This is a genomic window from Streptomyces sp. NPDC041814 (assembly GCF_055590565.1).
In genome coordinates this window covers 83,738-110,149 of record NZ_JBVJAM010000001.1, presented here as the reverse complement: position 1 = coordinate 110,149, position 26,412 = coordinate 83,738, and the positions used below count along the sequence as shown (strand labels likewise).

Annotated in this window: 24 protein-coding genes; 16 read left to right on the top strand and 8 right to left on the bottom strand. The window is 73.5% G+C overall.

The window, feature by feature from the left end:
- The first annotated feature begins 87 nt into the window (after positions 1 to 87).
- Positions 88 to 1,032: a 5-dehydro-4-deoxyglucarate dehydratase gene (locus tag ACZ6C6_RS00525; protein WP_469197650.1), complete on the top strand. Its 945-nt coding sequence runs from the start codon at positions 88 to 90 to the stop codon at positions 1,030 to 1,032.
- The gene (locus tag ACZ6C6_RS00520) at positions 1,029 to 2,207 is read left to right on the top strand and encodes a hypothetical protein (RefSeq protein WP_469197648.1); all 1,179 of its coding nucleotides are present in this window, start codon (positions 1,029 to 1,031) and stop codon (positions 2,205 to 2,207) included. The genes ACZ6C6_RS00525 and ACZ6C6_RS00520 overlap by 4 nt, the downstream gene beginning before the upstream one ends.
- On the opposite strand, the gene ACZ6C6_RS00515 is transcribed toward ACZ6C6_RS00520, so the two are convergent.
- Positions 2,193 to 3,404, bottom strand: a complete 1,212-nt coding sequence (locus ACZ6C6_RS00515; protein ID WP_469199251.1) for an MFS transporter — start codon at positions 3,402 to 3,404, stop codon at positions 2,193 to 2,195. The two genes, ACZ6C6_RS00520 and ACZ6C6_RS00515, sit on opposite strands and share 15 nt — an antisense overlap.
- A 265-nt stretch (positions 3,405 to 3,669) precedes the next feature.
- On the opposite strand from ACZ6C6_RS00515, the gene ACZ6C6_RS00510 reads away from it, so the two are divergent.
- From ACZ6C6_RS00510 to ACZ6C6_RS00455, 12 genes are all read left to right on the top strand, one after another.
- The gene (locus ACZ6C6_RS00510; RefSeq protein ID WP_469197646.1) at positions 3,670 to 4,326 is read left to right on the top strand and encodes a GntR family transcriptional regulator; all 657 of its coding nucleotides are present in this window, start codon (positions 3,670 to 3,672) and stop codon (positions 4,324 to 4,326) included.
- A gap of 29 nt (positions 4,327 to 4,355) precedes the next feature.
- Positions 4,356 to 5,258 (top strand): dihydrodipicolinate synthase family protein, encoded by a 903-nt coding sequence (locus ACZ6C6_RS00505; protein ID WP_469197644.1) that lies wholly within the window; start codon positions 4,356 to 4,358, stop codon positions 5,256 to 5,258.
- Positions 5,255 to 6,982, top strand: coding sequence for an L-arabinonate dehydratase (gene araD / locus ACZ6C6_RS00500; RefSeq protein WP_469197642.1), 1,728 nt, complete (start codon positions 5,255 to 5,257; stop codon positions 6,980 to 6,982). Before ACZ6C6_RS00505 ends, araD begins: the two co-directional genes overlap by 4 nt.
- Before the next feature lie 141 nt (positions 6,983 to 7,123).
- Positions 7,124 to 8,053, top strand: a complete 930-nt coding sequence (locus ACZ6C6_RS00495; protein ID WP_365686038.1) for a carbohydrate ABC transporter permease — start codon at positions 7,124 to 7,126, stop codon at positions 8,051 to 8,053.
- On the top strand, positions 8,050 to 8,967 hold the full coding sequence (locus ACZ6C6_RS00490; RefSeq protein ID WP_469197640.1) for a carbohydrate ABC transporter permease: 918 nt from the start codon (positions 8,050 to 8,052) through the stop codon (positions 8,965 to 8,967). Before ACZ6C6_RS00495 ends, ACZ6C6_RS00490 begins: the two co-directional genes overlap by 4 nt.
- Positions 8,968 to 8,972: 5 nt before the next feature.
- The gene (locus tag ACZ6C6_RS00485) at positions 8,973 to 10,151 is read left to right on the top strand and encodes a Gfo/Idh/MocA family protein (protein WP_469197638.1); all 1,179 of its coding nucleotides are present in this window, start codon (positions 8,973 to 8,975) and stop codon (positions 10,149 to 10,151) included.
- Positions 10,148 to 10,975: a DUF6807 domain-containing protein gene (locus ACZ6C6_RS00480; RefSeq protein ID WP_469197636.1), complete on the top strand. Its 828-nt coding sequence runs from the start codon at positions 10,148 to 10,150 to the stop codon at positions 10,973 to 10,975. Before ACZ6C6_RS00485 ends, ACZ6C6_RS00480 begins: the two co-directional genes overlap by 4 nt.
- Entirely contained in the window at positions 10,972 to 12,513 is a 1,542-nt protein-coding gene (locus ACZ6C6_RS00475) for a glycoside hydrolase family 43 protein (protein WP_469197634.1), read from the top strand. Before ACZ6C6_RS00480 ends, ACZ6C6_RS00475 begins: the two co-directional genes overlap by 4 nt.
- A 73-nt stretch (positions 12,514 to 12,586) precedes the next feature.
- The gene (locus ACZ6C6_RS00470) at positions 12,587 to 13,921 is read left to right on the top strand and encodes an ABC transporter substrate-binding protein (protein WP_469197632.1); all 1,335 of its coding nucleotides are present in this window, start codon (positions 12,587 to 12,589) and stop codon (positions 13,919 to 13,921) included.
- Positions 13,922 to 14,030: 109 nt separating this feature from the next.
- A complete protein-coding gene (locus ACZ6C6_RS00465) occupies positions 14,031 to 14,852 on the top strand; it encodes a rhamnogalacturonan acetylesterase (protein WP_469197630.1) in 822 nt (273 codons plus the stop codon).
- 68 nt (positions 14,853 to 14,920) lie between these two features.
- Positions 14,921 to 16,255, top strand: coding sequence for a pectate lyase family protein (locus ACZ6C6_RS00460; RefSeq protein WP_469197628.1), 1,335 nt, complete (start codon positions 14,921 to 14,923; stop codon positions 16,253 to 16,255).
- Positions 16,256 to 16,323: 68 nt separating this feature from the next.
- The gene (locus ACZ6C6_RS00455; RefSeq protein ID WP_469197626.1) at positions 16,324 to 17,409 is read left to right on the top strand and encodes a pectinesterase family protein; all 1,086 of its coding nucleotides are present in this window, start codon (positions 16,324 to 16,326) and stop codon (positions 17,407 to 17,409) included.
- Between the two features lie 16 nt (positions 17,410 to 17,425).
- Here ACZ6C6_RS00455 and ACZ6C6_RS00450 read toward each other — a convergent pair whose 3' ends face one another.
- The 7 genes from ACZ6C6_RS00450 to ACZ6C6_RS00420 all read right to left on the bottom strand — a co-directional run bounded on the left by ACZ6C6_RS00450 (position 17,426) and on the right by ACZ6C6_RS00420 (position 24,117).
- On the bottom strand, positions 17,426 to 18,142 hold the full coding sequence (locus ACZ6C6_RS00450; RefSeq protein ID WP_469197624.1) for a hypothetical protein: 717 nt from the start codon (positions 18,140 to 18,142) through the stop codon (positions 17,426 to 17,428).
- Positions 18,139 to 18,726, bottom strand: a complete 588-nt coding sequence (locus ACZ6C6_RS00445) for a SigE family RNA polymerase sigma factor (protein ID WP_469197622.1) — start codon at positions 18,724 to 18,726, stop codon at positions 18,139 to 18,141. The genes ACZ6C6_RS00450 and ACZ6C6_RS00445 overlap by 4 nt, the downstream gene beginning before the upstream one ends.
- Positions 18,727 to 18,828: 102 nt before the next feature.
- Entirely contained in the window at positions 18,829 to 20,274 is a 1,446-nt protein-coding gene (locus ACZ6C6_RS00440; RefSeq protein WP_469197620.1) for a peptidoglycan D,D-transpeptidase FtsI family protein, read from the bottom strand.
- A 100-nt stretch (positions 20,275 to 20,374) separates the two neighbouring features.
- Positions 20,375 to 21,034, bottom strand: coding sequence for a response regulator transcription factor (locus tag ACZ6C6_RS00435; RefSeq protein ID WP_469197618.1), 660 nt, complete (start codon positions 21,032 to 21,034; stop codon positions 20,375 to 20,377).
- Positions 21,031 to 22,296, bottom strand: coding sequence for a sensor histidine kinase (locus tag ACZ6C6_RS00430; protein WP_469197616.1), 1,266 nt, complete (start codon positions 22,294 to 22,296; stop codon positions 21,031 to 21,033). Before ACZ6C6_RS00430 ends, ACZ6C6_RS00435 begins: the two co-directional genes overlap by 4 nt.
- Positions 22,293 to 23,258, bottom strand: a complete 966-nt coding sequence (locus ACZ6C6_RS00425) for a hypothetical protein (RefSeq protein ID WP_469197614.1) — start codon at positions 23,256 to 23,258, stop codon at positions 22,293 to 22,295. The genes ACZ6C6_RS00430 and ACZ6C6_RS00425 overlap by 4 nt, the downstream gene beginning before the upstream one ends.
- 88 nt (positions 23,259 to 23,346) lie before the next feature.
- Positions 23,347 to 24,117, bottom strand: a complete 771-nt coding sequence (locus tag ACZ6C6_RS00420) for an IclR family transcriptional regulator (RefSeq protein WP_469197612.1) — start codon at positions 24,115 to 24,117, stop codon at positions 23,347 to 23,349.
- A 167-nt stretch (positions 24,118 to 24,284) separates the two neighbouring features.
- Between ACZ6C6_RS00420 and ACZ6C6_RS00415 the strand changes: the two genes are divergently transcribed.
- Together ACZ6C6_RS00415 and ACZ6C6_RS00410 are read left to right on the top strand one after the other, a co-directional pair.
- Positions 24,285 to 25,805: an aldehyde dehydrogenase (NADP(+)) gene (locus ACZ6C6_RS00415; RefSeq protein ID WP_469197610.1), complete on the top strand. Its 1,521-nt coding sequence runs from the start codon at positions 24,285 to 24,287 to the stop codon at positions 25,803 to 25,805.
- Positions 25,802 to 26,407 carry a DUF1349 domain-containing protein gene (locus ACZ6C6_RS00410; protein ID WP_469197609.1) on the top strand — a complete coding sequence of 202 codons (606 nt, stop codon included), beginning with the start codon at positions 25,802 to 25,804 and terminating at the stop codon, positions 26,405 to 26,407. The genes ACZ6C6_RS00415 and ACZ6C6_RS00410 overlap by 4 nt, the downstream gene beginning before the upstream one ends.
- The last annotated feature ends 5 nt before the right edge of the window (positions 26,408 to 26,412 follow it).

The window sequence follows — 26,412 nt, the reverse complement described above, 5'->3', positions numbered from 1 at the left end:
TGACCCGGGCGCCCCGCCGGGCCTAGCTTAGGCATCGTTCATAGATATAGACACCAATCAGAGATGCGCACGCCTCAGGAGGCGCCCGTGAGCTCAGACCCGCTGGCCGCCCGGCTCACCGCCGTTGCCGGGCCGCTCTTCTTCCCCGTCACCGCGTACGACGCGGCCGGCGGCGTCGACCTCGACGCCTTCCGGACGCACGTCCGCCAGGGCATCGACGCGGGCGCGGCGGCCGTCTTCGCGTGCTGCGGCACCGGGGAGTTCCACGCCCTGACCCCCGAGGAGTTCCGGCGCGTCGTCGGCGCCGCCGTCGAGGAGACCGCGGGGCAGGTGCCGGTCGTCGCGGGCGCCGGGTACGGCACCGCGCTGGCCGTCCAGTTCGCCCGGCTCGCCGAGGAAGCGGGTGCGGACGGACTCCTCGCCATGCCCCCGTACCTGGTCCACGCGGACCAGCAAGGGCTGCTGGCCCACTACACCGCGCTGGCCGGGGCGACCGGCCTGGAGACCATCGTCTACCAGCGCGACAACGCCGTCTTCACCCCGGAGACCGTGCTCGCCCTGGCACAGACCCCGGGGATCATCGGCCTGAAGGACGGCTACGGCGACCTGGACCTCATGCAGCGCATCGTGAGCGCGGTGCGCACCGGGCTGCCCGGGCAGGACTTCCTCTACTTCAACGGGCTGCCCACCGCCGAACTCACCGGCCTCGCCTACCGGGGCATCGGCGTCACGCTGTACTCCTCGGCCGTCTTCGCCTTCGCCCCGGACATCGCGCTCGCCTTCTACCGCGCCCTGGACTCCGGCGACGACGCCCTGGTCAACGCACTGCTCGACTCCTTCTACCGGCCACTGGTCGAGCTCCGGGCCCAGGGCCGCGGCTACGCCGTCTCCCTCGTCAAGGCGGGCGTCCGGCTGCACGGTCTGGACGTCGGGCCGGTGCGCAGCCCGCTCACCGAGCCCCCGCCCGCCCACATCAAGGAGCTGACGGAGATCGTCGCCGCCGGCCGCGCCCTGCTGGAGGGGCGCGGATGAGGACGTCCGCCTTCCTCTACCCCTGGGACGTCGTCGGCGACCCGGACGCCGCCGCCCGCATCGCGGACCTCGGCGTCCAGCAGGTGACGCTCGCCGCCGCCTACCACTCCACCCGGGCGCTGACCCCGCGCCACCCCGGCCACCGCATCGTCACGGCCGAGTACGCGGCGGTCCTCTACCCGCCGGACGAAGGCCGCTGGGCGGGCCGGGAGCTACGCCCGTACCGGCAGGCGTGGATGGCCTCCGACGACCCCTTCGCGGAGGCCGCCGAAGCGCTCTCCGGCGCCGGTCTCGACGTGCACAGCTGGGTGGTCCTCGCGCACAGCTCACGCCTGGGCGCGGACCATCCGGACACCTCCGTGGTCAACGCCTACGGAGACCGCTACCCGTGGGCGCCCTGCGTCGCGCGCCCCGAGGTCCGCGCGTATCTGGTGGACCTGGCGGCGGAGGCCGCGGTGCGCGACGGGGCGCTGGGCACCGAGCTGGAGTCCTGCGGCTGGTACGGCTTCGCCCATCTGCACGCCCACGACAAGGTGGCGGGCGTCGGGCTCGGGGACGCGGCGCAGTACCTGATGTCGCTCTGCTTCTGCGCCGTCTGCCGGGCCGGTTACGCCGGACAGGGCCTCGACCCCGCAGAACTGGCCGCCGCCGTGCGCCGGGCCCTGGAGCCGGTCTGGTCCGGGTCCGGATCACCGGAAGCCGGCTGGGACGCCGTCGGGAAGCTGCTCGGCGCCGACCTCGCGGAGGCGACGCTGCGGTGGCGCACCGGGGTGGCCCGGAGCCTCCAGGAAGCGGTGACCGGAGCGGTACGCGCGGCCGCGGCGCCCGGGTTCCAGGTGCTGCTGCACGCCGACCCCGCTCCGTACCGCTGCGGGGCCAACGCGGGCGTCGACCCCGGGCACATCCTGTCCGTGGCGGACGGGGTGGTCCTGCCGTGCACGGGGACGGACGCGGCGCGGGAGGCGGTGCTCGGGCCGTTCGCCGGCGCCTCCGACGCGGTCGTCGCCGCCAACCTCACCGTGGTGCGCGGCATGGGCGGCGGCCCGGACACGCTGGAACGGGACGCCGCGCACGCCGCCTCGCTCGGTGCCGACCAACTCCGGCTGTACCACGCGGGCCTGGCCTCGGACCCGGACCTGGCGACCGTCAGGGGGGCGCTCTCACGCCTCGGCTGAGACCGGCGGGCCGGCGGGTGCCAGGGGGCCCCGCCGGCCCGTCACCAGCAGCGCCGCCGTCAGGACCGCCCCCGCCCCCACCAGCGGCAGCAGCACCCCGGCGTCCACCCGCGCCACAAGCCCCGCGCCGATCCCCAGCGCCACCGCGTTCGGGGACATCATCAGCGTGTCGGCGGTCGCCGCCGTCCGCCCCAGCACCGCGTCCGGGGTCTCCCGCTGCACCGCCGTCAGCGCGGCGATCAGCACGCACGGCAGACCCGCCCCGATCAGCGCGCACGCGGCGAGTGCCATCGCGTCGGACGGCACGGCCCGCAGCCCCACCGCGACCCCGAACACCGCGATCCCGGCCGCCGCGAACACCCGCCCCGGCATCCGGCGCATCAGCGCGCCCGCGAACAGCCCGATGGTGACGGACCCGATCCCCTGGGCGACGGACAGCACACCCGCGTACGCGGGGGAGCGGCCGAGGACGTCGTCCACGACGGCGTACAGAGTGGCCCCGTTGAGCCCGGCGCACAGCATCGTGGCCGAGGCGGCGAGGACCAGGGGGCGCAGCACCGGGGACCCCCACAGCTGCCGCAGCCCCGCCGCCCGGCCGCCCGGACCCGGAGGGGCGGAGCGCTGTGTCCGCCGTACCCGGAGCAGCGCGTAGAGACCGGCCGCCAGGGCGAACGAGACCGCGTCCAGGAGTGCCACGGCGCCGCCGCCGAAGCGGGCGTAGAGCCCGGCGCCGGTCAGCGGGGCCACCAGCTTCATACCCTCGTTCGCCGTCATCCGCAGGCCGTTGAAGTCGCCCAGCAACGCGGGTGGCACCGTCCCCGCGACCACGGCCGCCTCCGCCGCGTCCATCAGCACCGTGAGGCACCCGTACAGCACCAGCACCGCGAACAGCAGCCAGACCCGCCCCTCCGCGCCCACCAGTGCGAGCGCCGTCATCAGGGCCGCCAGGACGACGTTCGTGCCCACGAGGAGCGGCTTGCGCGGCAGACGGTCCGCCACCGCTCCGAGCAGCGGCCCGGACAGGACCGGCAGCCAGACCGCGAACAGGGCGAGCGCCGCCAACGCGTCCGATCCCGTCAGCGACTTCACCCAGATCCCGGCCGCCAGCGTCATCGCCGAGCTGCCGAATCCGGAGACCACGACCGCCGTGAGGAACAGTCCCGCCGTCCGGTCCCGCAGCACCCGACCCACCGCCATCACACCCACCGCACCTTTCCGACCTGCGCTTTCTCCATGCGGTCAGGCTGGCCGCTGAGGGCCCGGCACGGCATCGGGCAGATGCCCTACCCCGGGGAACTCCCGGGCGGCGGAACGGAATCCGTGTACGGCGCATGTCCCGGTTCCACGAAGTTCTTTCGTCAGAAGCGTTGACGAAACATTCGCGGCGGCCCTAGCTTCATCGCGTCGTACTCCGTACGTCATATATGAGACGCGATACGCGAGATGTGAGAGCCCTTCACCCATGACCTTTGCGCCCACCCCGATTCCGTCCCGCACCCAGTACGTGCTGGAGGCGGTCAAGCACGCGATCCTCACGGCACAACTGAGGCCGGGGCAGGCGCTCGTGGAGACCGAGCTCGCCGCGCAGTTCGGGGTCTCTAAGACCCCCGTCCGCGAGGCACTGAAGACCCTCGCCGGCACCGGACTCGTCGTCATGAGCCAGTACAAGGGCGCCACCGTCCGGCTGGTCGACGCGGCCATGGCCCGCGAGGTGTACGACGTCCGGCTGCTGCTCGAACCGGAGGCGCTGCGCCGATCGATCACCCGCAAGGCGTCGCTCGACGAGGCGCAGGAGGCCCTGGAGCGGGCGGACGCGGCGGGCGACAAGGCCGACCGCTCGCTCGCCAACCGGGACTTCCACCGGGCGCTCTACCTGCCCTGCGGCAACCCGCTCCTCGCCCGGATGCTGGACGAGGTCCGCGACCAGGCGGCGCTCGTCTCCACGGTCGCCTGGTCCACCATCCCCTCCTGGGAGCGGGAGGCGGCCGAGCACCGGGAGATCCTGCGGCTCGCGCTCGCCGACGACGCGGACGCGGCGGCCGGGGCCCTGCACGACCACATCGCGTCGTTCGTCCGCCGCGCCTTCCCCGACGACGAGGACGGGGGCGGCGCGGCGTGAACCGGCACACCGACGAAAGGCCAGTCCGCATGGACCTCACCCCGCTGAAGGCGGCCCTCGCAGATGTCGTGGCGATCCCGGTGACCCCGTTCGCCGGGGACGGATCCATCGACACGACGGCGCACCGCGCCCTGCTGCGGAGACTGCTCGACGGCGGCGTGCGCATCGTCACCCCGAACGGCAACACCGGGGAGTTCTACGCGCTCACCCCCGAGGAGCGGCGCACCGTCACCGAGCTGACCATCGACGAGGCCGGCGGCCGTGCCGCAGTCCTGGTCGGCGTCGGACACGACGTGCCGACCGCCGTCGCCGCCGCCGAGCACGCCCGGGACGCCGGGGCCGAGATGGTGATGGTCCACCAGCCCGTCCACCCGTACGTCTCGCAGGACGGCTGGATCGACTACCACCGGGCCATCGCGGAGGCGGTGCCCGGGCTCGGGGTCGTCCCGTACATCCGCAACCCGCACCTGGACGGCGCCTGCCTGGCCGTGCTCGCCGACAGCTGCCCCAACGTCATCGGGGTCAAGTACGCGGTGCCGGACGCGGCCCGCTTCGCCGCCTTCGCCCGCGACGCCGGCCTGGAGCGGTTCGTCTGGGTCGCCGGGCTCGCCGAGCTGTACGCCCCGGCCTACTTCTCGGCCGGCGCCACCGGCTTCACCTCCGGGCTCGTCAACGTGGCGCCCGGCGTCTCGCTGGCCATGCTGGAGGCGCTGCGGGCCGGCGACCACCCGGCGGCCATGAAGGTCTGGGAGCAGATCCGCCGCTTCGAGGAGCTGCGCGCCGACCGGCAGTCCGCCAACAACGTCACCGTCGTCAAGGAGGCACTGGCCGCGCTCGGGCTGTGCGACCGCTCGGTGCGCCCGCCCAGCCGGGTGCTGCCCGAGGCACAGCGCGCCGAGGTCGCCGACCAGATCGCCGGGTGGTCCATATGACCGCCCGCATCGCCCCCGAGGACCTGCGCAGCCACCAGTGGTACGGCACCGACGGGCTCCGCTCCTTCAGCCACCGCGCCCGCACCCGTCAGCTCGGCTACCTCCCCGAGGAGCACCTGGGCAAGCCGGTCGTGGCGATCCTCAACACCTGGTCGGACATCAACCCCTGCCACGTACACCTGCGCGACCGGGCGCAGGCCGTGAAGCGCGGGGTGTGGCAGGCGGGCGGCTTCCCGCTGGAGTTCCCGGTCTCCACGCTCTCGGAGACCTTCCAGAAGCCGACCCCGATGCTCTACCGGAACATGCTGGCGATGGAGACCGAGGAGCTGCTGCGCTCCTACCCGGTCGACGGGGCGGTGCTGCTCGGCGGCTGCGACAAGTCCACCCCGGCCCTGTTGATGGGCGCCGCCTCCGTCGACCTGCCCGCCGTCTTCGTACCGGCCGGGCCGATGCTGCCGGGGCACTGGCGCAACGAGGTCCTGGGCTCCGGCACCGACATGTGGAAGTACTGGGACGACAAGCGCGCCGGGCTCATCGGCGACTGCGAGATGGGCGAGCTGGAGAACGGCCTCGCCCGGTCGCCCGGCCACTGCATGACCATGGGCACCGCGTCCACCCTCACCGCCGCCGCCGAGGCGCTCGGCGTCACCGTCCCCGGCGCCTCCTCGATCCCCGCTGTCGACTCCGGCCACGACCGGATGGCCGCCGCGTCCGGGCTGCGCGTCGTCGAACTGGTGTGGCAGCAGCGGAAGCTGTCGCAGATCCTCACGGCGGAGGCGTACGAGGACGCCGTCGCGACCGTCCTGGCGCTCGGCGGGTCCACCAACGCGGTCATCCACCTCATCGCGATGGCCGGCCGCTCCGGCATCAAGCTCACCCTGGACGACTTCGACCGCATCGCCCGCACGGTCCCGGTCCTGGCCAACCTGCGCCCCGGTGGGAAGTACCTGATGGAGGACTTCCACTTCGCCGGCGGGCTCCCCGGCTTCCTGGCCCGGCTCACCGACGTACTGCATCTGGACCGGCCCACCGTCGCGCACGACACCCTGCGCGAACAGCTCGACGGGGCGCTCGTGCACAACGACGACGTCATACGGGAGCGCTCCAATCCGCTCGCGGACGAGGGCGGCGTGGCCGTGCTGCGCGGCAACCTCTGCCCGGACGGCGCGGTCATCAAGCACATCGCCGCCGAACCGCACCTGCTGCGCCACACCGGGCCCGCGGTCGTCTTCGACGACTACAAGGAGATGCAGCGCACCATCAACGACCCGGCGCTCGCGCTCACCCCCGACCACGTGCTCGTCCTGCGCAACGCGGGCCCCAAGGGCGGCCCCGGGATGCCCGAGTACGGCATGCTGCCGATCCCCGACTACCTGCTCAAGCAGGGCGTACGGGACATGGTCCGGCTCTCCGACGCCCGGATGAGCGGCACCAGTTACGGCGCCTGCGTGCTGCACATCGCGCCCGAGTCCTACGTCGGCGGGCCCCTCGCCCTCGTCCGCACCGGTGACCTCGTCACCCTCGACGTCGGGGCGCGGCTGCTGAACCTCGACGTGCCCGACGAGGAACTGGCCCGCCGCCGCGCCGAGTGGACGCCGCCGCCCGTCCGGTACGAGCGCGGCTACCAGGCGCTCTACCAGGACCAGATCACCCAGGCCGACACCGGCTGCGACTTCGCCTTCCTGGCCCGGCCGGGAGAAGTGCCCGACCCGTACGCCGGCTGAACGGCCCTCAGGAATTCCGGCGCCCCCCTTGTTCGGTATACCGAACGCCATACGGGAAGCGCTTGCGCACTACACGCACCACCGGCTCCGCCGTATCACCGCACGACCCGCACCCCCGTACAGAGAGAACGGAGACGTGTCATGGCCCAAGCCTCCGCCGCGGCCACACCGCCCAAGGTGCCCAGGCGCCGCTCCGCGAGCCCCCGCCGGCTGCCGTATCTGCTGATCGCCCCCGCGGGGCTGCTGATGCTCGGCTTCATCGCCTACCCGGTGGTCAGCGTCTTCTACTACAGCCTCCAGAACTACAACGTCACCAAGCCCTGGCGGAACGGCTTCGCCGGCTTCGACAACTTCACCCGGATCTTCACCGAGGACGACCAGTTCTGGACGACGCTCGGCTTCAGCGCCCAGTGGGTCTTCGTCCAGGTCGCGCTCCAGCTCACGCTGGGGCTCGCGCTGGCCCTGATCGTCAACCAGACCTTCATCGGCCGGGGCATCTCCCGTGCCATGGTCTTCTCGCCGTGGGCCGTCTCCGGGGTGCTGACCAGCACCATCTGGATCCTGCTCTACAACTCCTCGACCGGCTTCAGCCGCTACCTCGCGGACGCCGGGATCGGCGAGTACGGCACCTCGGTGCTCTCCGACACCGGCACCGTCTTCTGGGCCGCCACCGTCGCCGAACTCTGGCGCGGCGTCCCCTTCTTCGCCATTCTCATCCTCGCCGACCTCCAGTCCGTCTCCAAGGAGCTGTACGAGGCGGCCGCCGTGGACGGCGCCGGACGGATGCGGCAGTTCTTCCACATCACCCTGCCCCACCTGCGCGACGCGATCATCCTGTCGACGCTGCTGCGCGGGGTCTGGGAGTTCAACAACGTCGACCTGCTCTACACGCTCACCGGCGGCGGACCGGCCGGCGAGACCACCACCCTGCCGCTCTACGTCGCCAACACCGGCATCGAGGGCCACGACTTCGGCTACGCCTCCGCGCTCACCACCGTCGCCTTCGTGATCCTCCTCTTCTGCTCGATCGTCTATCTGCGCCTGAGCAAGTTCGGAGGCGACCACAAGTGACTGCCGCCCTCGCCGAGAAGAACGGCACCCACGCCGCACGGCCGGCCGCCCCCGAGGGTCCGCCGCCCGCCGCGCCCCGCCGCAGGCCCGGCCGCGAACGCGCCTTCGACGACGTACCGCGCTGGCAGATCTACGTACCGCTCGGCATCTACCTGATCTTCACGCTCGTCCCGTTCTACTGGATGTTCCTCTTCGCCGTGCGGCCGGCGGGTTCCACCTCGCTGGTGCCGTGGCCGATGACGGGGGAGCACTTCTCCAAGGTCTGGAACGAGCGCAGCTTCGCCGTCTTCTTCCAGAACAGCATGATCGTCGGCGTCTGCACCCTGGTCGCCACGACCCTCGTCGCACTGGCCGGCGGCTACGCCCTCGCCCGGTTCGACTTCAAGATCAAGAACGGCTTCATGCTGGCGCTGCTCTGCTCGCAGTTCATCCCCGGCGCGCTGATGCTCGTCCCGCTCTTCGAGATCTTCAAGAACCTCCAGATGATCAACTCCCTGGGGAGCGTGGTCATCGCCGAGACGGTCTTCCAGCTGCCGCTCTCCATCATCCTGATCAGCGGATTCATCAAGAACGTGCCGCCCTCGCTGGAGGAGGCCGCCTGGGTGGACGGCTGCTCGCGCTTCCGGGCCTTCTGCGCGGTCGTGCTGCCGCTGCTGCGCCCCGGGCTCATCGCCGTCGGCTCCTTCGCCTTCGTGCACAGCTGGAACCACTTCCTGTTCGCCCTGATGTTCCTCAGCGAGCAGGACAAGCAGACGATCCCGGTCGGCCTGAACACCCTCATCGGCGCGGACAGCGTCGACCTGGGCGCGCTCGCCGCGGGCGGGGTGATCGCCGCGGTGCCCGTGGTGATCGTCTTCGCCTTCATCCAGAAGTGGCTGATCACCGGCTTCAGCGCCGGCGCCGTGAAGGGGTGACGGACATGACCTCGCTGCCCCCCACCGCCACCCCCGTGCCCATCGTCCTCGCGGGCGCCCGGGGCCACGGCCGCTGGCACCTCGCCAACATCCGCCGCCTCCAGCACCAGGGCCTCGTCCGCCTCGCAGGCATCTGCGAGCTCACCCCGCTCGACGCCACCGAGCTCGACGCCTTCGCGGACGAACTCCCCGAGCAGTCCGCCGACTTCGGTGCCCTGCTGGACTCCACCGGGGCCCGTGCCGCGGTCATCTGCACCCCCATCCAGACCCACACCGCCCTCGCCCTGACCGCCGCCGGGCGCGGCGTGCACCTCCTCCTGGAGAAGCCGCCCGCCGCCACCCGCGCCGACTTCGACCGCATCGTCGCCGGGGTGCGCGAGGCGGGCACCGCCTGCCAGGTCGGCTTCCAGTCCTTCGGCTCGCACGCCGTCCCCGCCATCCGGGAACTCGTCGCCACCGGCGCCATCGGCGCCGTCCGGGGGTACGCGGCGGCGGGCGCCTGGGTCCGCGACGACGCCTACTACCGGCGGGCGCCCTGGGCCGGAAGGCGCCGCATCGGAGGCACCGAGGTCGTGGACGGCGTCCTCACCAACCCGCTCGCCCACGCCGTCGCCACGGCCCTCGAACTCGCCGGGACCACCGCCGAGGACGTCACCGCCATCGACACCGAGCTCTTCCGCGCCCACGACATCGAGGCCGACGACACCTCCTGCGTTCGTGTCACCACCGCGTCCGGGCCGCCCGTCACCGCCGCCGTCACCCTCTGCGCGGAACAGGCGGGGGAGCCGTACGTCATCGTCCACGGCGACCGCGGCCGCATCACCTTCTGGTACAAGCAGGACCGCGTCCTCGTCCAGCGCGCGGGCCACGGCCCCCTGGAGACCGTGCACGGGCGCACCGACCTCCTGGAGAACCTGGTCGCCCACCTGACGGAGGGCGCCCCGCTCCTCGTACCCCCGGAGCGCACCGGCGCCTTCATGGAGGTCGTGGAGGCCGTACGGACCGCGCCCGAACCGCGCCCGCTGCCGTCCGGCGCCTGGCACACCGCCCCCGTGCCCGGCACCGGGGCCACCCGCCGGGTGGTGCGCGGCATCGACGCCCTGGTCGCGTCCGGTGCCGAGACCCTCGCCCTCTTCTCCGAACTCGGCGCCCCCTGGGCGCTCAGCGAGGTGACCTCCTCATGACGAACACCGCCCTGCTCAGCTGCGCCGGCCGCCCCGTCGGCCGCTACACCTACCTGCCCGCCGACGCGGGCCGCCCCTACCTGCACCCGGTCACCACCCTCGCGGGCACCCCCGTCACCGAGGAGCGCCCCGCCGACCACGTCCACCACCTGGGCGCCTCCGTCGCCGTCCCGGACGTCTCCGGGCACAACTTCTGGGGCGGGCGCACCTTCGTCCGGGGCCGGGGGCCCACCGCGCTCGACAACCACGGGACGCAGCGTCACCTCGGCTGGAAGCTGTGCGACCCGGACGGCTTCGTGGAGGAACTCGGCTGGGAGGCCGGCGGCGGCGAACTGCTGCGCGAGCACCGCACGGTGGCCGCCGCCGCGCTCTCGGACACCGCCTGGGCGCTCGACTTCTCCTTCTCGCTCACCAACCCCGGCCCCGGCGACCTGTCGATCGGCAGCCCCGCCACCAACGGCCGCCCCGGCGCCGGATACGGCGGCTTCTTCTGGCGCGCCCCCAAGGAGGCGTCCGCGCCCGCCGTGTTCGGCCCGACGGCGGACGGCGAGGAGGCGGTGCACGGACGGCCCGCCGACTGGGTCGCGCTCTGCGGCGACGGCTGGTCCCTGGTCTTCGCCGGGGCCACCGAGGAGACCCGCCGCGACCCGTGGTTCGTGCGCACCGCCGAGTACCCGGGGGTCGGCTCGTCCCTCGCCGCCGCCGAACGGCTGCCCGTCCCGGCCGGCGCCACCGTCGTACGCCGGATCGTCACGGTCGTCGCGGACGGCCGCCTCGACCGGGCCGGTGCCGACGCCCTCGTCCGCCGGGCGGTGACCGCGTGACCGCCACCCGCCCCTGGACCGCCGACCTCGGTGACGGCACCTACCGCAACCCGGTCCTGGACGCCGACTGGTCCGACCCCGACGTGATCCGCGTCGGCGACGACTTCTACCTCACCGCCTCCAGCTTCGGCCGCGCCCCCGGGCTGCCGCTGCTGCACTCGCGCGACCTCGTCAACTGGACGCTGACCGGGCATGCCCTGGACCGCCTGGAGCCCGCCGCCGAGTTCGCGGGGCCCCGGCACGACTGCGGGGTGTGGGCGCCCTCGCTCCGGCACCACGCCGGACGGTTCTGGATCTTCTGGGGCGACCCCGACCACGGCATCCAGCAGATCAGCGCCGAGGACGTCCGGGGCCCGTGGACCGCGCCGCACCTGGTCAAGGCGGGGCGCGGGCTGATCGACCCGTGCCCGCTGTGGGACGAGGAGACCGGCGAGGCGTACCTCGTGCACGCCTGGGCCAAGTCCCGCTCCGGGATCAAGAACCGGCTCACCGGACACCGGATGAGCCCCGACGGGCGGGAACTCCTGGACGAGGGCAAGACCCTGATCGACGCGGACACGCTGCCCGGCTGGTTCACCCTGGAGGGCCCCAAGCTGCACCGCCGCGACGGCGAGTTCTGGATCCTCGCCCCGGCGGGCGGGGTCGCGACGGGCTGGCAGGGCGCCTTCCGCTCCCGCGACTTCTTCGGGCCCTACGAGGAGCGCGTCGTCCTCGCCCAGGGCAGGACCGGTGTCAACGGCCCGCACCAGGGCGCCTGGGTGGACACCCCGGCCGGTGAGGACTGGTTCCTGCACTTCCAGGAGCGCGGGGCCTACGGCCGGGTGGTGCACCTCCAGCCGATGCGCTGGGACGGTGACGGCTGGCCGGTCATCGGGAACGCGGGCGAACCCGTCGCCCGGCACCGCAAGCCCGCCCTGCCCGCCCAGCCCGTCGACGCCCCGGCCTGCGACGACGGCTTCCCGGGCGGCCGCCACGGCAGGCAGTGGCAGTGGACGGCGAACCCGCGCCCCGGCTGGACCGTGGAGCACGCCGGGGACGGGCTGCGGCTGAGCTGCGTACCGGCCCAGGACGCGCACGACCTGCGGCTCCTGCCCCACGTACTGGTCCAGCGGCTGCCCGCCGAGACGTTCACCGCCGAGGTGGACCTCGCCCTCGACAGCGAGGTGCCCGGGGCGAAGGCCGGGTTCGCCGTGCTCGGGGACGCCTACTCCTGGATCGGGCTCGAACGGCAGGCGGAGGGCGGGGTGCGGCTGGTGCACCGGTTCGCCGAGGCGACCGCCACCGCCGAGCGCGACGCCGGGCACGCCAGGCCGGCGCCCTCGGGCACGGCGCGGCTGCGGATCGAGGTGGCGGCGGGGGCCCGCTGCCGCTTCCTTGCCGACACCGGGGACGGCGCCGGGTTCCGGCCCTCCGGGCAGGTCTTCGCCGCCACCCCGTGGCGCTGGGTCGGTGCGCTGCTCGGGCTGTTCGCCTCCGCGCCGCCCGGGACGGGCCCGACCGGGACCGCCCGCTTCAACAGCTTCCACGTAACCGCGTAACCGGACTCCCGTCCGGCGCGCAACCCCCCACGCACGCGTACGAACCGAGAGAACCGAGAGAGAAGAGCCGATCATGAACATCTCGAAGACGCAGCGGGGGCGCGCCGCGGCCGCCGTCTCCCTCGCGGCGGTGCTCGCCCTGACGGCGACCGCGTGCGGCGACGACGGCAGCGACAGCGGCGACGAGGGCAGCGGAAAGGGCGAGATCACCTTCTGGGACAACAACGGCGGTCCGCGCACCGCCGTCTGGAAGGAGATCATCCAGGACTTCGAGAAGAAGTACCCGGACATCAAGGTCAAGTACGTGCCGATCCCGATCGCCGACGTGCAGTCCAAGTACGACACGGCCATCGCGGGCGGCGGGGTGCCGGACGTCGGCGGCGTCGGCACCGCCTACCTGGCCAACATGGTCTCGCAGGAGGCCCTGGAGCCGCTGGGCGACCGGATCAAGGACTCCTCGCTCAACGGCAAGCTGGTCGAGGGCATGGTCGAGAGCGTCAAGGACGCGGCCGGCCGGGACGGCGAGATGTACACCGTGCCGACCTCCGCGAACAACGGCGCGCTCTGGTACCGCACCGACCTCTTCAAGGCGGCCGGGCTGCAGGCGCCGACCACCTGGGCCGCGTTCTACGAGGCCGCCGAGAAGCTGACCGACGCCAAGAACAACAAGTTCGGCTACACCATCCGCGGCGGCGCCGGCTCCATCGCCCAGGCCATCGACGCGGCGTACGGGCAGTCCGGGATCACCGAGTTCTGGAACGGCGACAAGACCACCCTCAACGACCCCAAGAACGTGGCGGCGCTGGAGAAGTACGCCGCCCTGTACAAGAAGACGACGCCGTCCGCCGACGTCAACAACGACTTCACCAAGATGGTCGCCCAGTTCGACACCGGCACCATCGGCATGCTGAGCCACAACCTCGGCTCCTACCAGGACCACCTGAAGGCCCTCGGCAAGGACAAGTTCGCCGGCATACCCAACCCGATCGGCGACGGCGGCACCCGCGTCCAGGTCTCCAACCCGGTCGACGGCCTCGGCCTGTTCCAGGCGAGCAAGAACAAGACGGCCGCCTGGAAGTTCATCGAGTTCGCGGCCTCGCACGAGTCCAACAGCAAGTGGAACGAGTCGGCGGGCGCCATCCCCGCCAACACCGAGGCCGCCAAGGACCCGTGGATCAGTGAGGCCGCGCCGACCGAGCTCGCCGCGAAGGCCCTCACCGACGGCTCCACCAAGATCGTGCAGCTGCCGTACTACCTGCCCGACTGGAACAACATCAGCAAGGCCGACAACGAGCCGGAGTTCCAGAAGCTGCTGCTCGGCAAGGTCACGGCCAAGGCGTTCCTGGACAAGATGGCCGACGAGCTCAACGCCGCCCAGAAGGAGTGGAAGGAGCGGAGCAACGGCTGATCCGGCCCCCGGCGCGGGGCCGGGCGCGGGACCGTCGTGCGGACGGCCCGCCCCCGCCCCGCCACCCCTGCCCTCCTGCGTACCCACCCAAGAGAGAGGCAGTTCCACCGTGTCCCTCACCCGCAGGCAGACCGCGGCCGCCCTCGCCGCGCTGCCCCTGGCGCTCGCCGCCACCCCCGCCGCGGCGCACGGCGCCCGCCCCCGGACCCGCACCGTGCACATCGCGGGCGACTCGACGGCCGCGCAGAAGTACGCCGACGCCGCACCCGAGACCGGCTGGGGCATGGCCCTGCCGTTCTTCCTCGGGCCCGGACTCACCGTGGCCAACCACGCTATGAACGGCCGCAGTTCCAAGAGCTTCATCGACGAGGGGCTGCTCGCCGCCCTGCTGCCGGGCGTCCGCCCGGACGACCTCCTGCTGATCCAGTTCGGGCACAACGACGAGAAGACGGAGGACCCGGCGCGCGGCACCGATCCGTACACGACCTACCAGGACCGCCTGCGCGTCTACATCGCCGAGGCCCGCGCCCGGCGCGCCCGGCCCGTGCTGCTCACCCCGGTCGAGCGCCGCAGGTTCGCCGCGGACGGCACCGCCAGGCCCACCCACGGCGACTACCCGGCCGCGATGCGCGCCCTGGCCGCCGAGGAGCGGGTCCCCCTGCTCGACCTGCAGGCCCGCACCCTCGCCCGCTGGCAGGAACTCGGCCCGGACGGCACCGAGGCGTACTTCAACTGGCTGGAGCCCGGCGAGTCGCCCAACTACCCCGACGGGCGGCAGGACAACACCCATTTCCGGCCCGCCGGTGCCATCGAGGCAGCCCGGATGACGGCCCGTGCCCTGCTCGACGCGCGGGTGCTCGCCCCGCGTGAACTGCGCCGGCTCGGCGCACACGTACCCGAGACGTGGATCAGCTGGCCGCAGGCCGCCTGACGCCGCGCCACCCCTCCCCCCCCTTCCTCTCCCTTCCACAGGTCCCGCACCAGAACCGAGGATTTGTCATGTCCACACACAGGACTCGTGCCCGTGCCATCGCCGTCGCGATGGGCAGCGCCTCGCTGGCCCTCGCCCTGACCGTCCCCGCCCAGGCATCCCCGCAGCCCCACGGCAAGAAGGGCATCGAGCGCGCCGTCCTGGCCGAGGGCGACGGCTGGGCCTCCGCCGAGGGCTCCACCACCGGCGGCGCCGCCGCGACCCCCGACCACGTCTACACCGTGCACAACCGCGCCGAACTCATCGCCGCCTTCGAGGACGCGGGCGACGCACCGAAGATCGTCCGGATCGCCGGGACCGTCCACGGCAACGCCGACGCCGAGGGCAACCCGATCGGCTGCGAGGCCTACCAGACTGACGGCTACACCCTGGACAAGTACCTCGCCGCCTACGACCCCGACACCTGGGGCCGCGAGGAGGTCCCGTCCGGGCCGATGGAGGACGCCCGGCTCGCCTCCGCCAAGCTCCAGAAGGCCGCCGTCAACGTCTACGTCCCGTCCAACACCACGCTGATCGGCGTCGGGAAGGACGCCACGGTCATCGGCGCCTCGATCCAGATCCAGAACGTCTCCAACGTCATCGTCCGCAACATCTCCTTCGAGGACACCTACGACTGCTTCCCGCAGTGGGACCCGACCGACGGCGACACCGGCCACTGGAACTCCGAGTACGACAACCTCGTCGTCTACGGCTCCGACCACGTCTGGGTCGACCACAACACCTTCAGCGACGGCGACCGCCCGGACGCCGACCAGCCCCGCTACTTCAACGAGCTGTACCAGCAGCACGACGGGCTCTTCGACATCGTCAAGGGCGCCGACCTGGTCACCGCCTCGTGGAACGTCCTCAAGGACCACGACAAGACGATGCTCATCGGCAACAGCGACAAGGCCGGTGCCACCGACCAGGGCCGGCTCCGCGTCACCCTGCACCACAACCTGTTCAAGGACGTCAACGAGCGCGCGCCCCGCGTCCGCTTCGGCCAGGTCGACTCCTACAACAACCACTTCGTCGCCACGAAGGGCAGCGTCTACGGCTACTCGTACGGGATCGGCGCCGAGTCCCACCTCGTCGCCGAGCACAACGCCTTCTCGCTCAGTGGTGAGTTCGACAAGGCGAAGATCATCAAGAAGTGGTCCGAGTCCTCGCTGACGGCCTCCGACAACTGGGTCAACGGCCGCCGCACCGACCTGATCGCCGTCCACAACGCGGGCGTCCCCGAGGAGCAGCTGACCACGGGCGCCGGCTGGACCCCGACCCTGCGCAACCGGGTCGACCACCCGCTGCTCGTGCCGCTCGTCGTGGGCCTCGGCGCGGGCGCGGCCCGGCTGCCCGGCGCCTGACCAGCCGCCCCTTCCTCCGCCGGCGCCCGCGCGGCGCCGGCGGAGGCCGCCCCCGCAAAGGAGCACCCATGCCCACCCGACGCACCGCCCTGGCCCTCCTCGCCTCCTCCGCCCTCGCCCTCGGCACCGCCTCGCCCGCCGCCGCGCACGGCCGCCCCTTCGGCCGGTACGGCTCGCCCGCCCGCCGCCCCGACCGCGCCACCCTGTACGTCGACGCGCGCGGCCGGGGCGACCACACCACCGTCCAGGCCGCCGTGGACGCCGCCACCGGCACCGGGCGCACCCTGGTCATCGCCCCCGGCACCTACCGGGAGACCGTCGACATCCCCGCCGACCGGACCGGCCTCACCCTGATCGGCGCGAGCGGCGACCCGCGCGACACGGTGATCGTGTACGACAACGCCAACGGCACCCCGCGCCCCGACGGCTCGGGCACCTACGGCACCAGCGGGTCCGCCACGGTCACCGCCCGGCCCGCCGGGCTCACCGCCCGCGACCTGACCTTCGCCAACGACTGGCTGCGCGCCGACCACCCCGACTACACCGGCACCCAGGCCGTCGCCATCAAGGTGACCGGCGACCGCTCGGCGTTCCACCGCTGCCGCTTCCTGGGCCACCAGGACACGCTGTACGCGGACTCGCCGTCGCTCACCGACTTCGCCCGGCAGTACTACCGCGACTGCTACGTGGAGGGGGACGTCGACTTCGTCTTCGGACGGGCCTCCGCCGTCCTGGACCGCTGCCACTTCCGCACCCTGACCCGCACCGACCTGGCCGCCGCGCCCTACGGCTTCGTCTTCGCGCCCAGCACCGCCGGGGCCTCCCCGCACGGCTTTCTGGTCCTGCGCTCCCGCGTCACGAGCACCGCCCCCGACGGGTACTTCAAGCTGGCCCGCCCCTGGGTGCCGTCCTCCGACCTCACCGCGCACCCCATGCTGACGGTGCGCGAGAGCCACCTCGGCGCGGGCATCGACGCGGACGAGCCGTACGGCACCATGTCGGCGGGCTTCCCGTGGCAGGACCAGCGGTTCGCGGAGTACCGCAACACGGGCCCCGGCGCGCGCGTCACCGTCCCGGCCAACCGCCCGCAGCTCACGGCGTCCGAGGCGCGGGAGCACACCCCGGCCGCGTGGTTCGGTGACTGGCGGCCGTAGCAAGGGGCCTCGCCGGTCAGCGCGCACGCCCGAAGTGGTCGCCCACCGCCGCCTTCCCGCCCGAGGCGCGGACCGCGTGGGCGGTCACGTAGTCGCCGGTGGCGTCCCGGTCGCCCTCCGCGTGGTTGTACTGCCCGGCGAACGTGTGCGTCCCGGCCGGGACGGTCCGGCCGGGACGCAGCGTCCACCGGTAGACCAGATAGCCGCCGCTCTCGTTCACCGAGACGGTGAAGTCGGGCTCGGGCAGGGAGCGCCACGAGCCGGTGCTGTTGACACCGCCCGTCAGGGCGACCCGCAGCTCCACGGTGAGCGCGGTCAGCGACTCGGTGGTCCGCAGGGTGACGTTGCTCTGCGCCCAGTACGGGTTGCTGTTCGGGTCCACCACGCCGCCGGTCCACAGCGGACCGTCCTCGGGACGCAGCCCGCCCGGGGCCGTCGCGGCGGGGGAGTCCGGGGCCGGTGAAGGCGCCGAGGCCACCTGCCCGCCGCGCGCCCGGGCGTCGTCGCCCGCCGAGGTGACCGCGAACGCGCCGGCCGCCAGCACCCCGCAGACCGCTGCCGTCGCCCCGGCCACCCGCAGCCACGGGCGCACCGCGCGCGGCGGGCGCACGGACCGGGGTGCCGGACGGCCGCCCGCCATCCCGCGCTCGACCCGGGCCAGCATCCGGGCCCGGTCGGGGCGGTGGGCCTCGGCGGCCTCCCGCAGCCGCCCGGACAGTTCCTCGTCCTTCACCGGTCTCCTCCGCTGCGCTGCGCCGCGACGGCGACCCGGACCCGCGCGGCGGGCGCCTCGGGGCTGATCGGCAGGACGTCCCCCAGCAGCCGCTGCAGTTCCGCGACGCCGCGCGAGGTCTGGCTCTTCACCGTACCCACCGAGATCCCCAGCACCAGCGAGGTGTCGCGCTCCGAGAGGTCGAAGGCGTGCCGCAGCACCACACAGGCCCGCTTGCGGAACGGCAGCCTCCGCAGCGCCTCCTGCACGTCCACCACCGCCGGCACGTCGGGCCCCTCCGCCGCCCCGTCGTCCCCGCCGCCGCGCGGTGCCCAGAACAGGGCGATCCGGCGCCGCTCGCGCACCGCGCTGCGAATGCGCGTCCTGGCCAGATTGGCGACGACGCCCCGCGCGTACGCCACGGGGTGCCCGGCCTCGCGGACCCGGTCCCAGCGGTGCCAGAGCGCGAGCAGGGCGTCGGCCGCGAGATCGTCGGCGGCATCCGCCTCACCGGTCAGCAGATGGGCGAGGCGGGCCAGTTCCGCGTAATGGGCCTCGAAGAACTCATGGAACTCGGCGGCGGCATCGTCGACTGCTGTGCCCACGGCTACCCCGTCCCCTGCGCTCGCACGCCCGGCCCGTCCGGATACGCCCCCACCGGGGCGTGAGCGTACCGCAAGCGCTTCGACAGGAGGAGAGGGGCAGGGCTACCGCCGGAGCGCGGCCTCCATCATCTTCCTGGCGACCGGCGCCGCGAGCCCGTTGCCGCTGACCTCCGACGCGGTCGAACCGGAGTCCTCCACGATCACGGCCACCGCGACCTCCTGGCCGCCGGACTTCGCGTACGAGGTGAACCAGGCGTACGGGGTGTTGCTGTTGTCCACGCCGTTCTCGGCGGTGCCCGTCTTGCCGCCGACCTCGGCCCCGGCGATCCGGGCGTTGGTGCCGGTGCCCTTCTCCACCACGGTCACCATGGCGCTGCGCAGCTGCTTCGCGGTGTCCTCGGAGACGATCCGCTTCGTGTCGCCGTCCGCGAAGTCCTCCAGCGTGCCGCCGTCCCCGTCGGTCACCTTCGAGACCATGTGCGGGGCGGCCAGCTCACCGCCGTGGGCGAGCGCGGCGGAGACCATCGCCATCTGGAGCGGCGTCGCGGTCACCTCGAACTGGCCGATGCCCGACAGCGCCGTCTGCGGCTTGTCCATGTCCGTCGGATACACGCTCTTGGACGCCCGGACCGGCACATCCAGCTTCTCCTCGTTGAAACCGAACTTCTCCGCCATCGCCCGCACCTTGTCCTGGCCCAGGTCGGCGGCGACCTTGCCGAAGACGTTGTTGCACGAGTACTGGAGGGCGACGCGCAGCGAGGCGTTCTCGCAGGGGGCGGAGGCGCTCTCGTTCCGCAGCGGGGTGCTGGTGCCCGGCAGGGTGTACGGGACGGGGCTCTTCGTCGCCTCGTCCACGGAGTCGTACAGCCCGTTCTCCAGTGCCGCCGCCGCCACGACCAGCTTGAACGTCGAACCGGGCGCGAGCGGCTGCCGCAGCGCCCGGTTGACGAGCGGCTTGTCCTTGTCGGCGAGCAGCTTCGACCAGGTGTCGCCGTCGTTCGTACCGCTGATGTCCGAGGGGTCGTACGACGGGGACGACACCATGCCCAGGATCTGCCCGCTCCTCGGGTCGATCGCCACGGCCGCGCCCTTGTCGTCGCCGAGCGCGTCGCTCGCCGCCTTCTGGACGTCCGGGTCGATCGTCGTCACCACGTCACCGGGCGCCGACCGCTTCCCGGTGAGCGCGCCCAGCGGACTCTTCAGCCGGTCGTCCGTGCCGTCCAGCACATGGCTGTAGATCCCTTCGAGCTGGGTCGAGCCGTACGCCTGCGAGCTGTAGCCGGTGACGGACGAGTAGAGGTCGCCCTGCTTGTAGGTGCGCTTGTACGCGAGATCGCTGCCCTCCGTCCGTTTCGAGCCCGTGACCGGCGAACCGGCCACGATGATGTCGCCCAGCGGCTGCGCGTACTGCGCGATGATCTTCCGCCGGTTGTGGTCGTCGTCTGCGAGCGCCTTGGCCTGGTACGACTGCACCCAGGTCGCCCGCCCGAGGAGGGCGAGGACCAGCAGCAGGCAGAAGACCGAGGCGCGCCTTATCGTCTTGTTCATCCCGCTTGGGTGACGAGCGGCGTCCGGCGTGGCGTTCCCGGATGTGCCGCTTCTCACCGATTCCTCATACGGTGACCACGGCGTGCACGGCCGTACGGGCTCAGCCCGGCGTGATGAACCCCGACTCGTACGCCGTGATCACCGCCTGGGTACGGTCCCGGGCCCCGGTCTTCGCGAGGACCGCCGCCACATGCGTCTTGGCCGTCGCCGGGCCCACCGCCAGCCGGTCCGCGATCTCCGCGTTCGTCAGCCCCGCCGCGATCAGCCGCAGCACCTGCGCCTCCCGCTCGGTGAGCCGCGCGGCCCACGGCGGGGCCGGGGCCGGGGCGCGCGTCCCGTACGCGGCGGCGAGCTGCCGCACGGCGGACGGGAAGAGCAGCGAGTCGCCGCACGCCACCAGCCGGACCGCCTGCACCAGCTCCTCGGCCGCCGCCCGCTTCAGCAGGAAACCCGCCGCCCCCGCGCGCAGCGCCTCGTACACATAGGCGTCGTGCTCGAAGGTGGTGACGACCACGACGCGCGGGGCCGGGTCGAGACCGGCGAGGATCTGCTCGGTGGCCCGGATGCCGTCCGTCTCGGGCATCCGCACATCCATCAGCACCACGTCGGGCCGCAGCGCCCGCACCACGGAGACCGCCTCGGCGCCGGTGGCCGCCTCGCCGACGACCTCCAGGCCGTCCTCGGCGCCCAGGATGGCCCGCAGCGCGGTGCGCACCATGCGTTCGTCGTCGGCGAGGACGATCCGGACCGGCGTGCTCATCGTGGCTCCTTCGCGCGGGTGTGCAGGGGGAGGCGGGCGGCCAGCCGCCACACGCCGTCGTCGCGGGGCCCGGCCTCGGCGGCGCCGCCGAGCAGCAGGGCGCGTTCCGCGACACCGGTCAGGCCGCGTCCGCCGCCGGGGCGGGCGACCGGGGGCCCGGGCGGGAGCGCGCTGTCCAGGACGAGCGTCAGCTCGCGGGGGCCGACGCCGACGCGCAGCCGGACCGGCGAGCCGGGGACGCCGTGCCGCAGGGCGTTGCTCAGGCCCTCCTGCACGATCCGGTACGCCTCGGCCGAGACGGGCCGGGGCACCGTGCCGGGGTCGCCGTCGGTCTCGTGGCGCACCGGCAGCCCGCACCGGGCGAGCAGCCCGCCGAGCGCGTCGAGCCCGGGGCCCTCGAACGCGTCGGACCCGTCGCCGTCCTGCCGCAACAGGCCGAGGACCGCGTCGAGTTCGCCGACCGTGCGCCGCGCGGTCTCCTCGATCGCGGTGAGCGCCTGCCGGGCGAACTCGGGGTCGCTGTCCAGGACCCGGCGGGCGGCCCCCGCCTGGAGGGTGACGGCGCTCAGCGCGTGGCCGACCGAGTCGTGCAGCTCCCGGGCGAGCCGGTTGCGCGCGGCCAGCTCGGCTGCCCGGCGCTCGGCGGCGGCGAGCCGGTCGTCCGGGGCCGGGCCGAGCAGCACCGGCGCCCGGTTCGCGAGGAGGGCCCCGGCCGCGGCCGCGCACCCCGCCAGCGCGACGAGCATGGCCGCCCCGGCCAGGGGCGCGACGGCCAGGACCCAGGTGTGGTCCAGGGCCGGGCGGGCGCCCAGGGCGGCGGACGCGCGGAGGGCCGGGACGAACGGCAGCGCCGTCACGCAGACCGCGAACGGGACGAGCGCCAGGGTCATCCCGCTGACGATCCCGCCGAGCCCCACGTGCAGCGTGAACCAGGCGGCCGAGCGCACCCGCGCCTGCCGGGACACGGCGGGCCCGTCCGCGAGCGGCCGGTGCGGGGCCGGAGCGCACAGGGCCCGGGCGGTGGCCACCGAGAGCGGCCGTGCGGTGGGCAGCAGCGCGGTGACGGCGGCCATCGGCAGCGCGTAGCCGAAGGCGGAGAACTGGGCGGAGAGCGAGGTGAAGGCGTTGGTTCCGGGCGCGTACAGGCCGACGACCACCGTGCCGACCAGGAAGTACGGCATCAGCAGGGCGCCGCCGATGATCAGATGCAGCCAGCGCAGCCGGGCGCGCCGGCCCACCAGCCGGACTATGAGCGGGGTCATGCCGAGACGCCTCGCGAACCGGCCGCACGCTCCGCGAGGAAGTACGCGCCGAGGGCCACCACCAGCGTTCCGACCAGCATCTGCACAGCGTAGGTGAGCACCATGCCGGGCGTGGCCCTTTCGGCGGCCTCCCCGGCGGAGCCCAGCGCGGCCAGGCAGAGCCAGCCGCCCCAGCAGGCCGTCGCCCCGGACCCGCCCCAGGCCAGCGCGAGCGGCACCCGCAGCGGCAGCGCGGACCGGCGGAAGGCAAGGAGCAGGACCCCGGCCACGGTGGCCGCGATCCACAGCACGTACACCGCCTCCAGCACATGGAAGCCGCTGTCCCGCCCGGCCGCCCTGTCCGGGGTGAGGCCGGCCGTCGAGCCCGCCGCCCAGAGCAGGTGCGCGGTGCCGGGCGCCAGGGCGAGGAGCGACGCGGCGACGGCGGCCGCCCGCAGCGCGGGGGCGGTCGGGCTCGCGGGCAGCTCGCCCAGCGTGCCCCGCCAGAGGTGGCCCCAGCGGTCGCGGGCGTAGAGCACGAACAGGGTGCCCAGGGACAGGCCCTGGAGGATGAAGCCCCCGTAGACGACGCCGAACACCCACTCGTGCAGGAACGGCCGGCCGGCGGCCTCCGCGCCGCCGGTGTCCCCGCCCAGCGCCCGGACCAGCAGCTGCGCCGGATAGCCGGTCATGATCGGCAGCAGCAGCCCGGTCGCCGTCCACATCGGCAGCGCCAGCAGCCACGCGGGCACCCGCCGCCCCCAGGGCCGGGTGAGCAGCAGGGCCAGGACCACCACCGCGCCGTCCATCAGCACGGAACCGCCGTTGGCGACGGCCATCAGGGCGCGGTGGTCCAGCAGCACGCTGCCGTCCGGGATTCCGATGCGGCTGCCCGCCACCCACGCGATCTTGAGCGTGATGTACGGCAGGCAGGAGGCGATCGCGACGGTACGCAGCGCGGTGCGGGCGGAGACGGAGGTCATGGCCCCCACGCTGCCGGGCGGCGCGCTCCCGCACGTCCTGCCCGGCGACGATCCGTCTCCGCCGCACGGCGGAGACGGGCCCAAAGCCTCAGAGCCTGCGGGTGGCGAGCGTCAGCCGGTCCCGCGCGTCGAACAGCGCGTCCTTGACCATCTGTTCGTGGGCGGGCGTGAGCCGGGCGACCGGCACCGAGCAGCTGATGGCGTCCCGGGCCGGGGTGCGGTACGGGACGGCGACGCCGAAGCAGCGCAGCCCCAGCGTGTTCTCCTCGCGGTCCACCGCGTACCCCTGCTCGCGGATCTGGTGCAGCTCGTCGATGAGCTTCTCCCGGTCCGTCAGGGTGTGCTCGGTGAGCGCGGGCAGCGTCTCGGGCAGCATCTTGCGGACCTGCTCGTCGCTGTAGGTGGCGAGCAGTGCCTTGCCGAGCGAAGTGGAGTGCGCGGGCAGGCGGCGGCCGACGCGGGTGAAGGGGCGCAGATAGTGCTGGGACTGGCGGGTGGCGAGGTAGACCACGTTGGTGCCGTCGAGCCGGGCCAGGTGGATGGTCTCCGTGGTGTCGTCGGAGAGCCGGTCGAGGGTGGGGCGGGCCGCGGCGACGACCTCGTCGCCGTCGATGTAGGAGGTGCCGACCAGCAGGGCCCGTACGCCGATCCCGTACCGCGTGCCGGTGGCGTCCGTCTCCACCCAGCCCAGCTCCACCAGGGTGCGCAGCAGCATGTAGAGGCTGGACTTCGGGTAGCCGACGGCCTCCTGGACCGCGGCGAGCGAGTGCATGCCGGGCCGCCCCGCGAAGTACTCCAGCAGCTCGACCGTCCGTACCGCGGACTTGACCTGCGCCCCACCCGACTCGGGAACCGACATCGCCCTGCCCCTTTCACCCCGCCGACGAAACCCTGCGACTTCTTGCCAACACCGAACGCCCGGAAATAGAGTCGCTTCACATTCACGTTCAGGAACGCTGTTCAGAATACCGAACAGCTTATACCGGACGACTTCTGATGTGCGGCAGTGGAGCGGAAGGAAACACGGTGGCAGCAGCACCAGTCTGGAGCGTCGACCCCCGCACCGGGAACCCGCGCGAGCAGGTTGCGGTGGAGGCCACAGCGGAGGAGGTCGACCGCGCGGTACGCGCCGCCCACGCGGTACGCGACTCGCTCGCCGACCGCACCGCGCGCGCAGCGTTCCTGCGGACGGCCGCCGAACTGCTCACCGAGGCCGGGGACCACGTCATCGAGGCCGCCGACGCCGAGACGGCCCTCGGCCCGGCCCGGCTCACCGGTGAACTCGCGCGCACGGCAGCCCAGCTGCGGGCCTTCGCGGAGGTCGTGGACGAGGGTGCCTTCCTCGACATCCACATCGACCACGCGGACGCCACCCGCACCCCGCCCTGGCCCGACCTGCGCCGCTACAAGATCCCGCTCGGCGTCGTCGCGGTCTACGCCGCCAGCAACTTCCCGCTCGCCTTCTCCGTCCCCGGCGGCGACACCGCCAGCGCCCTCGCGGCCGGCTGCCCTGTCGTCGTCAAGGCCCACCCGGACCACCCGGCGACCTCCGAGCTCTGCGCCTCGATCCTGCGCCGGGCCGCCGCGCGCACCGGACTGCCCGAGGACGTCGTCTCGCTCGTCCACGGCTTCGAGGCGGGCGTCGCCCTCGTCCGGCACCCGCTCGTCGCCGCCGCCGGGTTCACCGGCTCGGTGCGCGGCGGGCGCGCCCTCTTCGACGCGGCCGCCGCCCGCCCCGCACCCATCCCCTTCCACGGCGAGCTGGGCTCCCTCAACCCCGTCGTCGTCACCGGGGCCGCCGCGGCCGAGCGCGGCGAGGAGATCGGAGCGGGCCTGGCCGGCTCGATGACCATGGGCGCGGGCCAGTTCTGCACCAAGCCCGGATTCGTCCTGGTCCCCGAGGGCGAGGGCGGCGACCGCCTCCTCAAGGCGCTCACCGAGGCCGTCAGCGACACCGAGGCCGGCGTCCTGCTCGACCACCGCATGCGCGACGCCTTCCTCGCCGGGGTCGCCGAGCGCGCCGCGCTCCCCGGGGTCGAGGCGCCCGTCACCCCCGGCGCCGGCGGCGAGCACACCGTCGCGGCCGGCTTCCTGACCGTCCCGGCCCGCGAACTCACCGCCGAGGGCCCGCACGACGCGCTTCTGGAGGAGTGCTTCGGGCCCGTCACCGTCGTCGCCCGCTACGCCTCCGAGGACGAGATCACCGCCGTCCTGACCCGCCTCCCCGGCAATCTCACCGCCACCCTCCACATCGCCACCGAGGAGGCCGGAGGCGGCGCGGCGGACCTCCTCGCCGCGCTCACCCCGCTCGCCGGGCGGGTCCTCGTCAACGGCTGGCCGACCGGCGTCGCCGTCGCCCCGGCCCAGCACCACGGCGGCCCCTACCCGGCCACCACCTCCACCTCCACCTCGGTCGGCGCCACCGCCATCGAGCGCTGGCTGCGCCCGGTCAGCTACCAGACCACCCCCGACGCGCTCCTCCCGCCCGAGCTGCGCGACGCCAACCCGCTGGGCCTGCCCCGCCGCGTGAACGGAACCCCCGCGTGAACCTCCCCGAACTCCCCTTCGCGCTCCGGCCGTACGGCCCCGACGGCGGCTGGGCGTACGAGAACGGCGTGCTCACCGGCCGCGCGGGCGCCCGCCAGGACCGCTTCGTCCCGCCTGGCGGTGCCGGCCTGGACCCGGCGAGCGACGCGCCCCGGCTGCTCGGCGCCGCCCCGGCGGGCGACTTCCAGCTCATCGCCCGGGTGAAGGTGGGCTTCGCCGCCGCCTTCGACGCGGGCGTGCTCTACCTCCACACCGGCGACCGGGAATGGGCCAAGCTCTGCCTGGAGCTGTCCCCGGAGCGCCCGACCATCTGCACGGTGGTCACCCGGGGCCACTCGGACGACGTCAACTCCTCCGTCGTGGACGGCGACACCCACTGGCTTCGGCTGAGCCGTACGGGACACGCCTTCGCCTTCCACGCCTCGGCCGACGGCGAGAAGTGGACCTTCGTCCGCGTCTTCTCCCTCGGCACCCCGGAGCAGGCGGCCACCGCCTCCGTCGGCTTCCTCGCCCAGTCACCCACGGGCGAGGGCTGCGAGGTGGCCTTCGACCGGATCGTCTTCCGGCCGGAGGGCCCGGCCGACCTGCGCGACGGCAGCTGACGGGC

Excerpts from the sequence above, each read along its gene's own strand:
- ACZ6C6_RS00505 (WP_469197644.1), top strand. The coding sequence starts at position 4,356 with ATGGACCTCACCCCGCTGAAGGCGGCCCTCGCAGATGTCGTGGCGATC.
- araD (WP_469197642.1), top strand. The coding sequence starts at position 5,255 with ATGACCGCCCGCATCGCCCCCGAGGACCTGCGCAGCCACCAGTGGTAC.
- ACZ6C6_RS00470 (WP_469197632.1), top strand. The coding sequence starts at position 12,587 with ATGAACATCTCGAAGACGCAGCGGGGGCGCGCCGCGGCCGCCGTCTCC.
- ACZ6C6_RS00515 (WP_469199251.1), bottom strand. The coding sequence starts at position 3,404 with ATGGCGGTGGGTCGGGTGCTGCGGGACCGGACGGCGGGACTGTTCCTC.
- ACZ6C6_RS00460 (WP_469197628.1), top strand. The coding sequence starts at position 14,921 with ATGTCCACACACAGGACTCGTGCCCGTGCCATCGCCGTCGCGATGGGC.
- ACZ6C6_RS00485 (WP_469197638.1), top strand. The coding sequence starts at position 8,973 with ATGACCTCGCTGCCCCCCACCGCCACCCCCGTGCCCATCGTCCTCGCG.
- ACZ6C6_RS00420 (WP_469197612.1), bottom strand. The coding sequence starts at position 24,117 with ATGTCGGTTCCCGAGTCGGGTGGGGCGCAGGTCAAGTCCGCGGTACGG.
- ACZ6C6_RS00510 (WP_469197646.1), top strand. The coding sequence starts at position 3,670 with ATGACCTTTGCGCCCACCCCGATTCCGTCCCGCACCCAGTACGTGCTG.
- ACZ6C6_RS00435 (WP_469197618.1), bottom strand. The coding sequence starts at position 21,034 with ATGAGCACGCCGGTCCGGATCGTCCTCGCCGACGACGAACGCATGGTG.
- ACZ6C6_RS00455 (WP_469197626.1), top strand. The coding sequence starts at position 16,324 with ATGCCCACCCGACGCACCGCCCTGGCCCTCCTCGCCTCCTCCGCCCTC.
- ACZ6C6_RS00425 (WP_469197614.1), bottom strand. The coding sequence starts at position 23,258 with ATGACCTCCGTCTCCGCCCGCACCGCGCTGCGTACCGTCGCGATCGCC.
- ACZ6C6_RS00440 (WP_469197620.1), bottom strand. The coding sequence starts at position 20,274 with ATGAACAAGACGATAAGGCGCGCCTCGGTCTTCTGCCTGCTGCTGGTC.
- ACZ6C6_RS00430 (WP_469197616.1), bottom strand. The coding sequence starts at position 22,296 with ATGACCCCGCTCATAGTCCGGCTGGTGGGCCGGCGCGCCCGGCTGCGC.
- ACZ6C6_RS00520 (WP_469197648.1), top strand. The coding sequence starts at position 1,029 with ATGAGGACGTCCGCCTTCCTCTACCCCTGGGACGTCGTCGGCGACCCG.
- ACZ6C6_RS00495 (WP_365686038.1), top strand. The coding sequence starts at position 7,124 with ATGGCCCAAGCCTCCGCCGCGGCCACACCGCCCAAGGTGCCCAGGCGC.
- ACZ6C6_RS00480 (WP_469197636.1), top strand. The coding sequence starts at position 10,148 with ATGACGAACACCGCCCTGCTCAGCTGCGCCGGCCGCCCCGTCGGCCGC.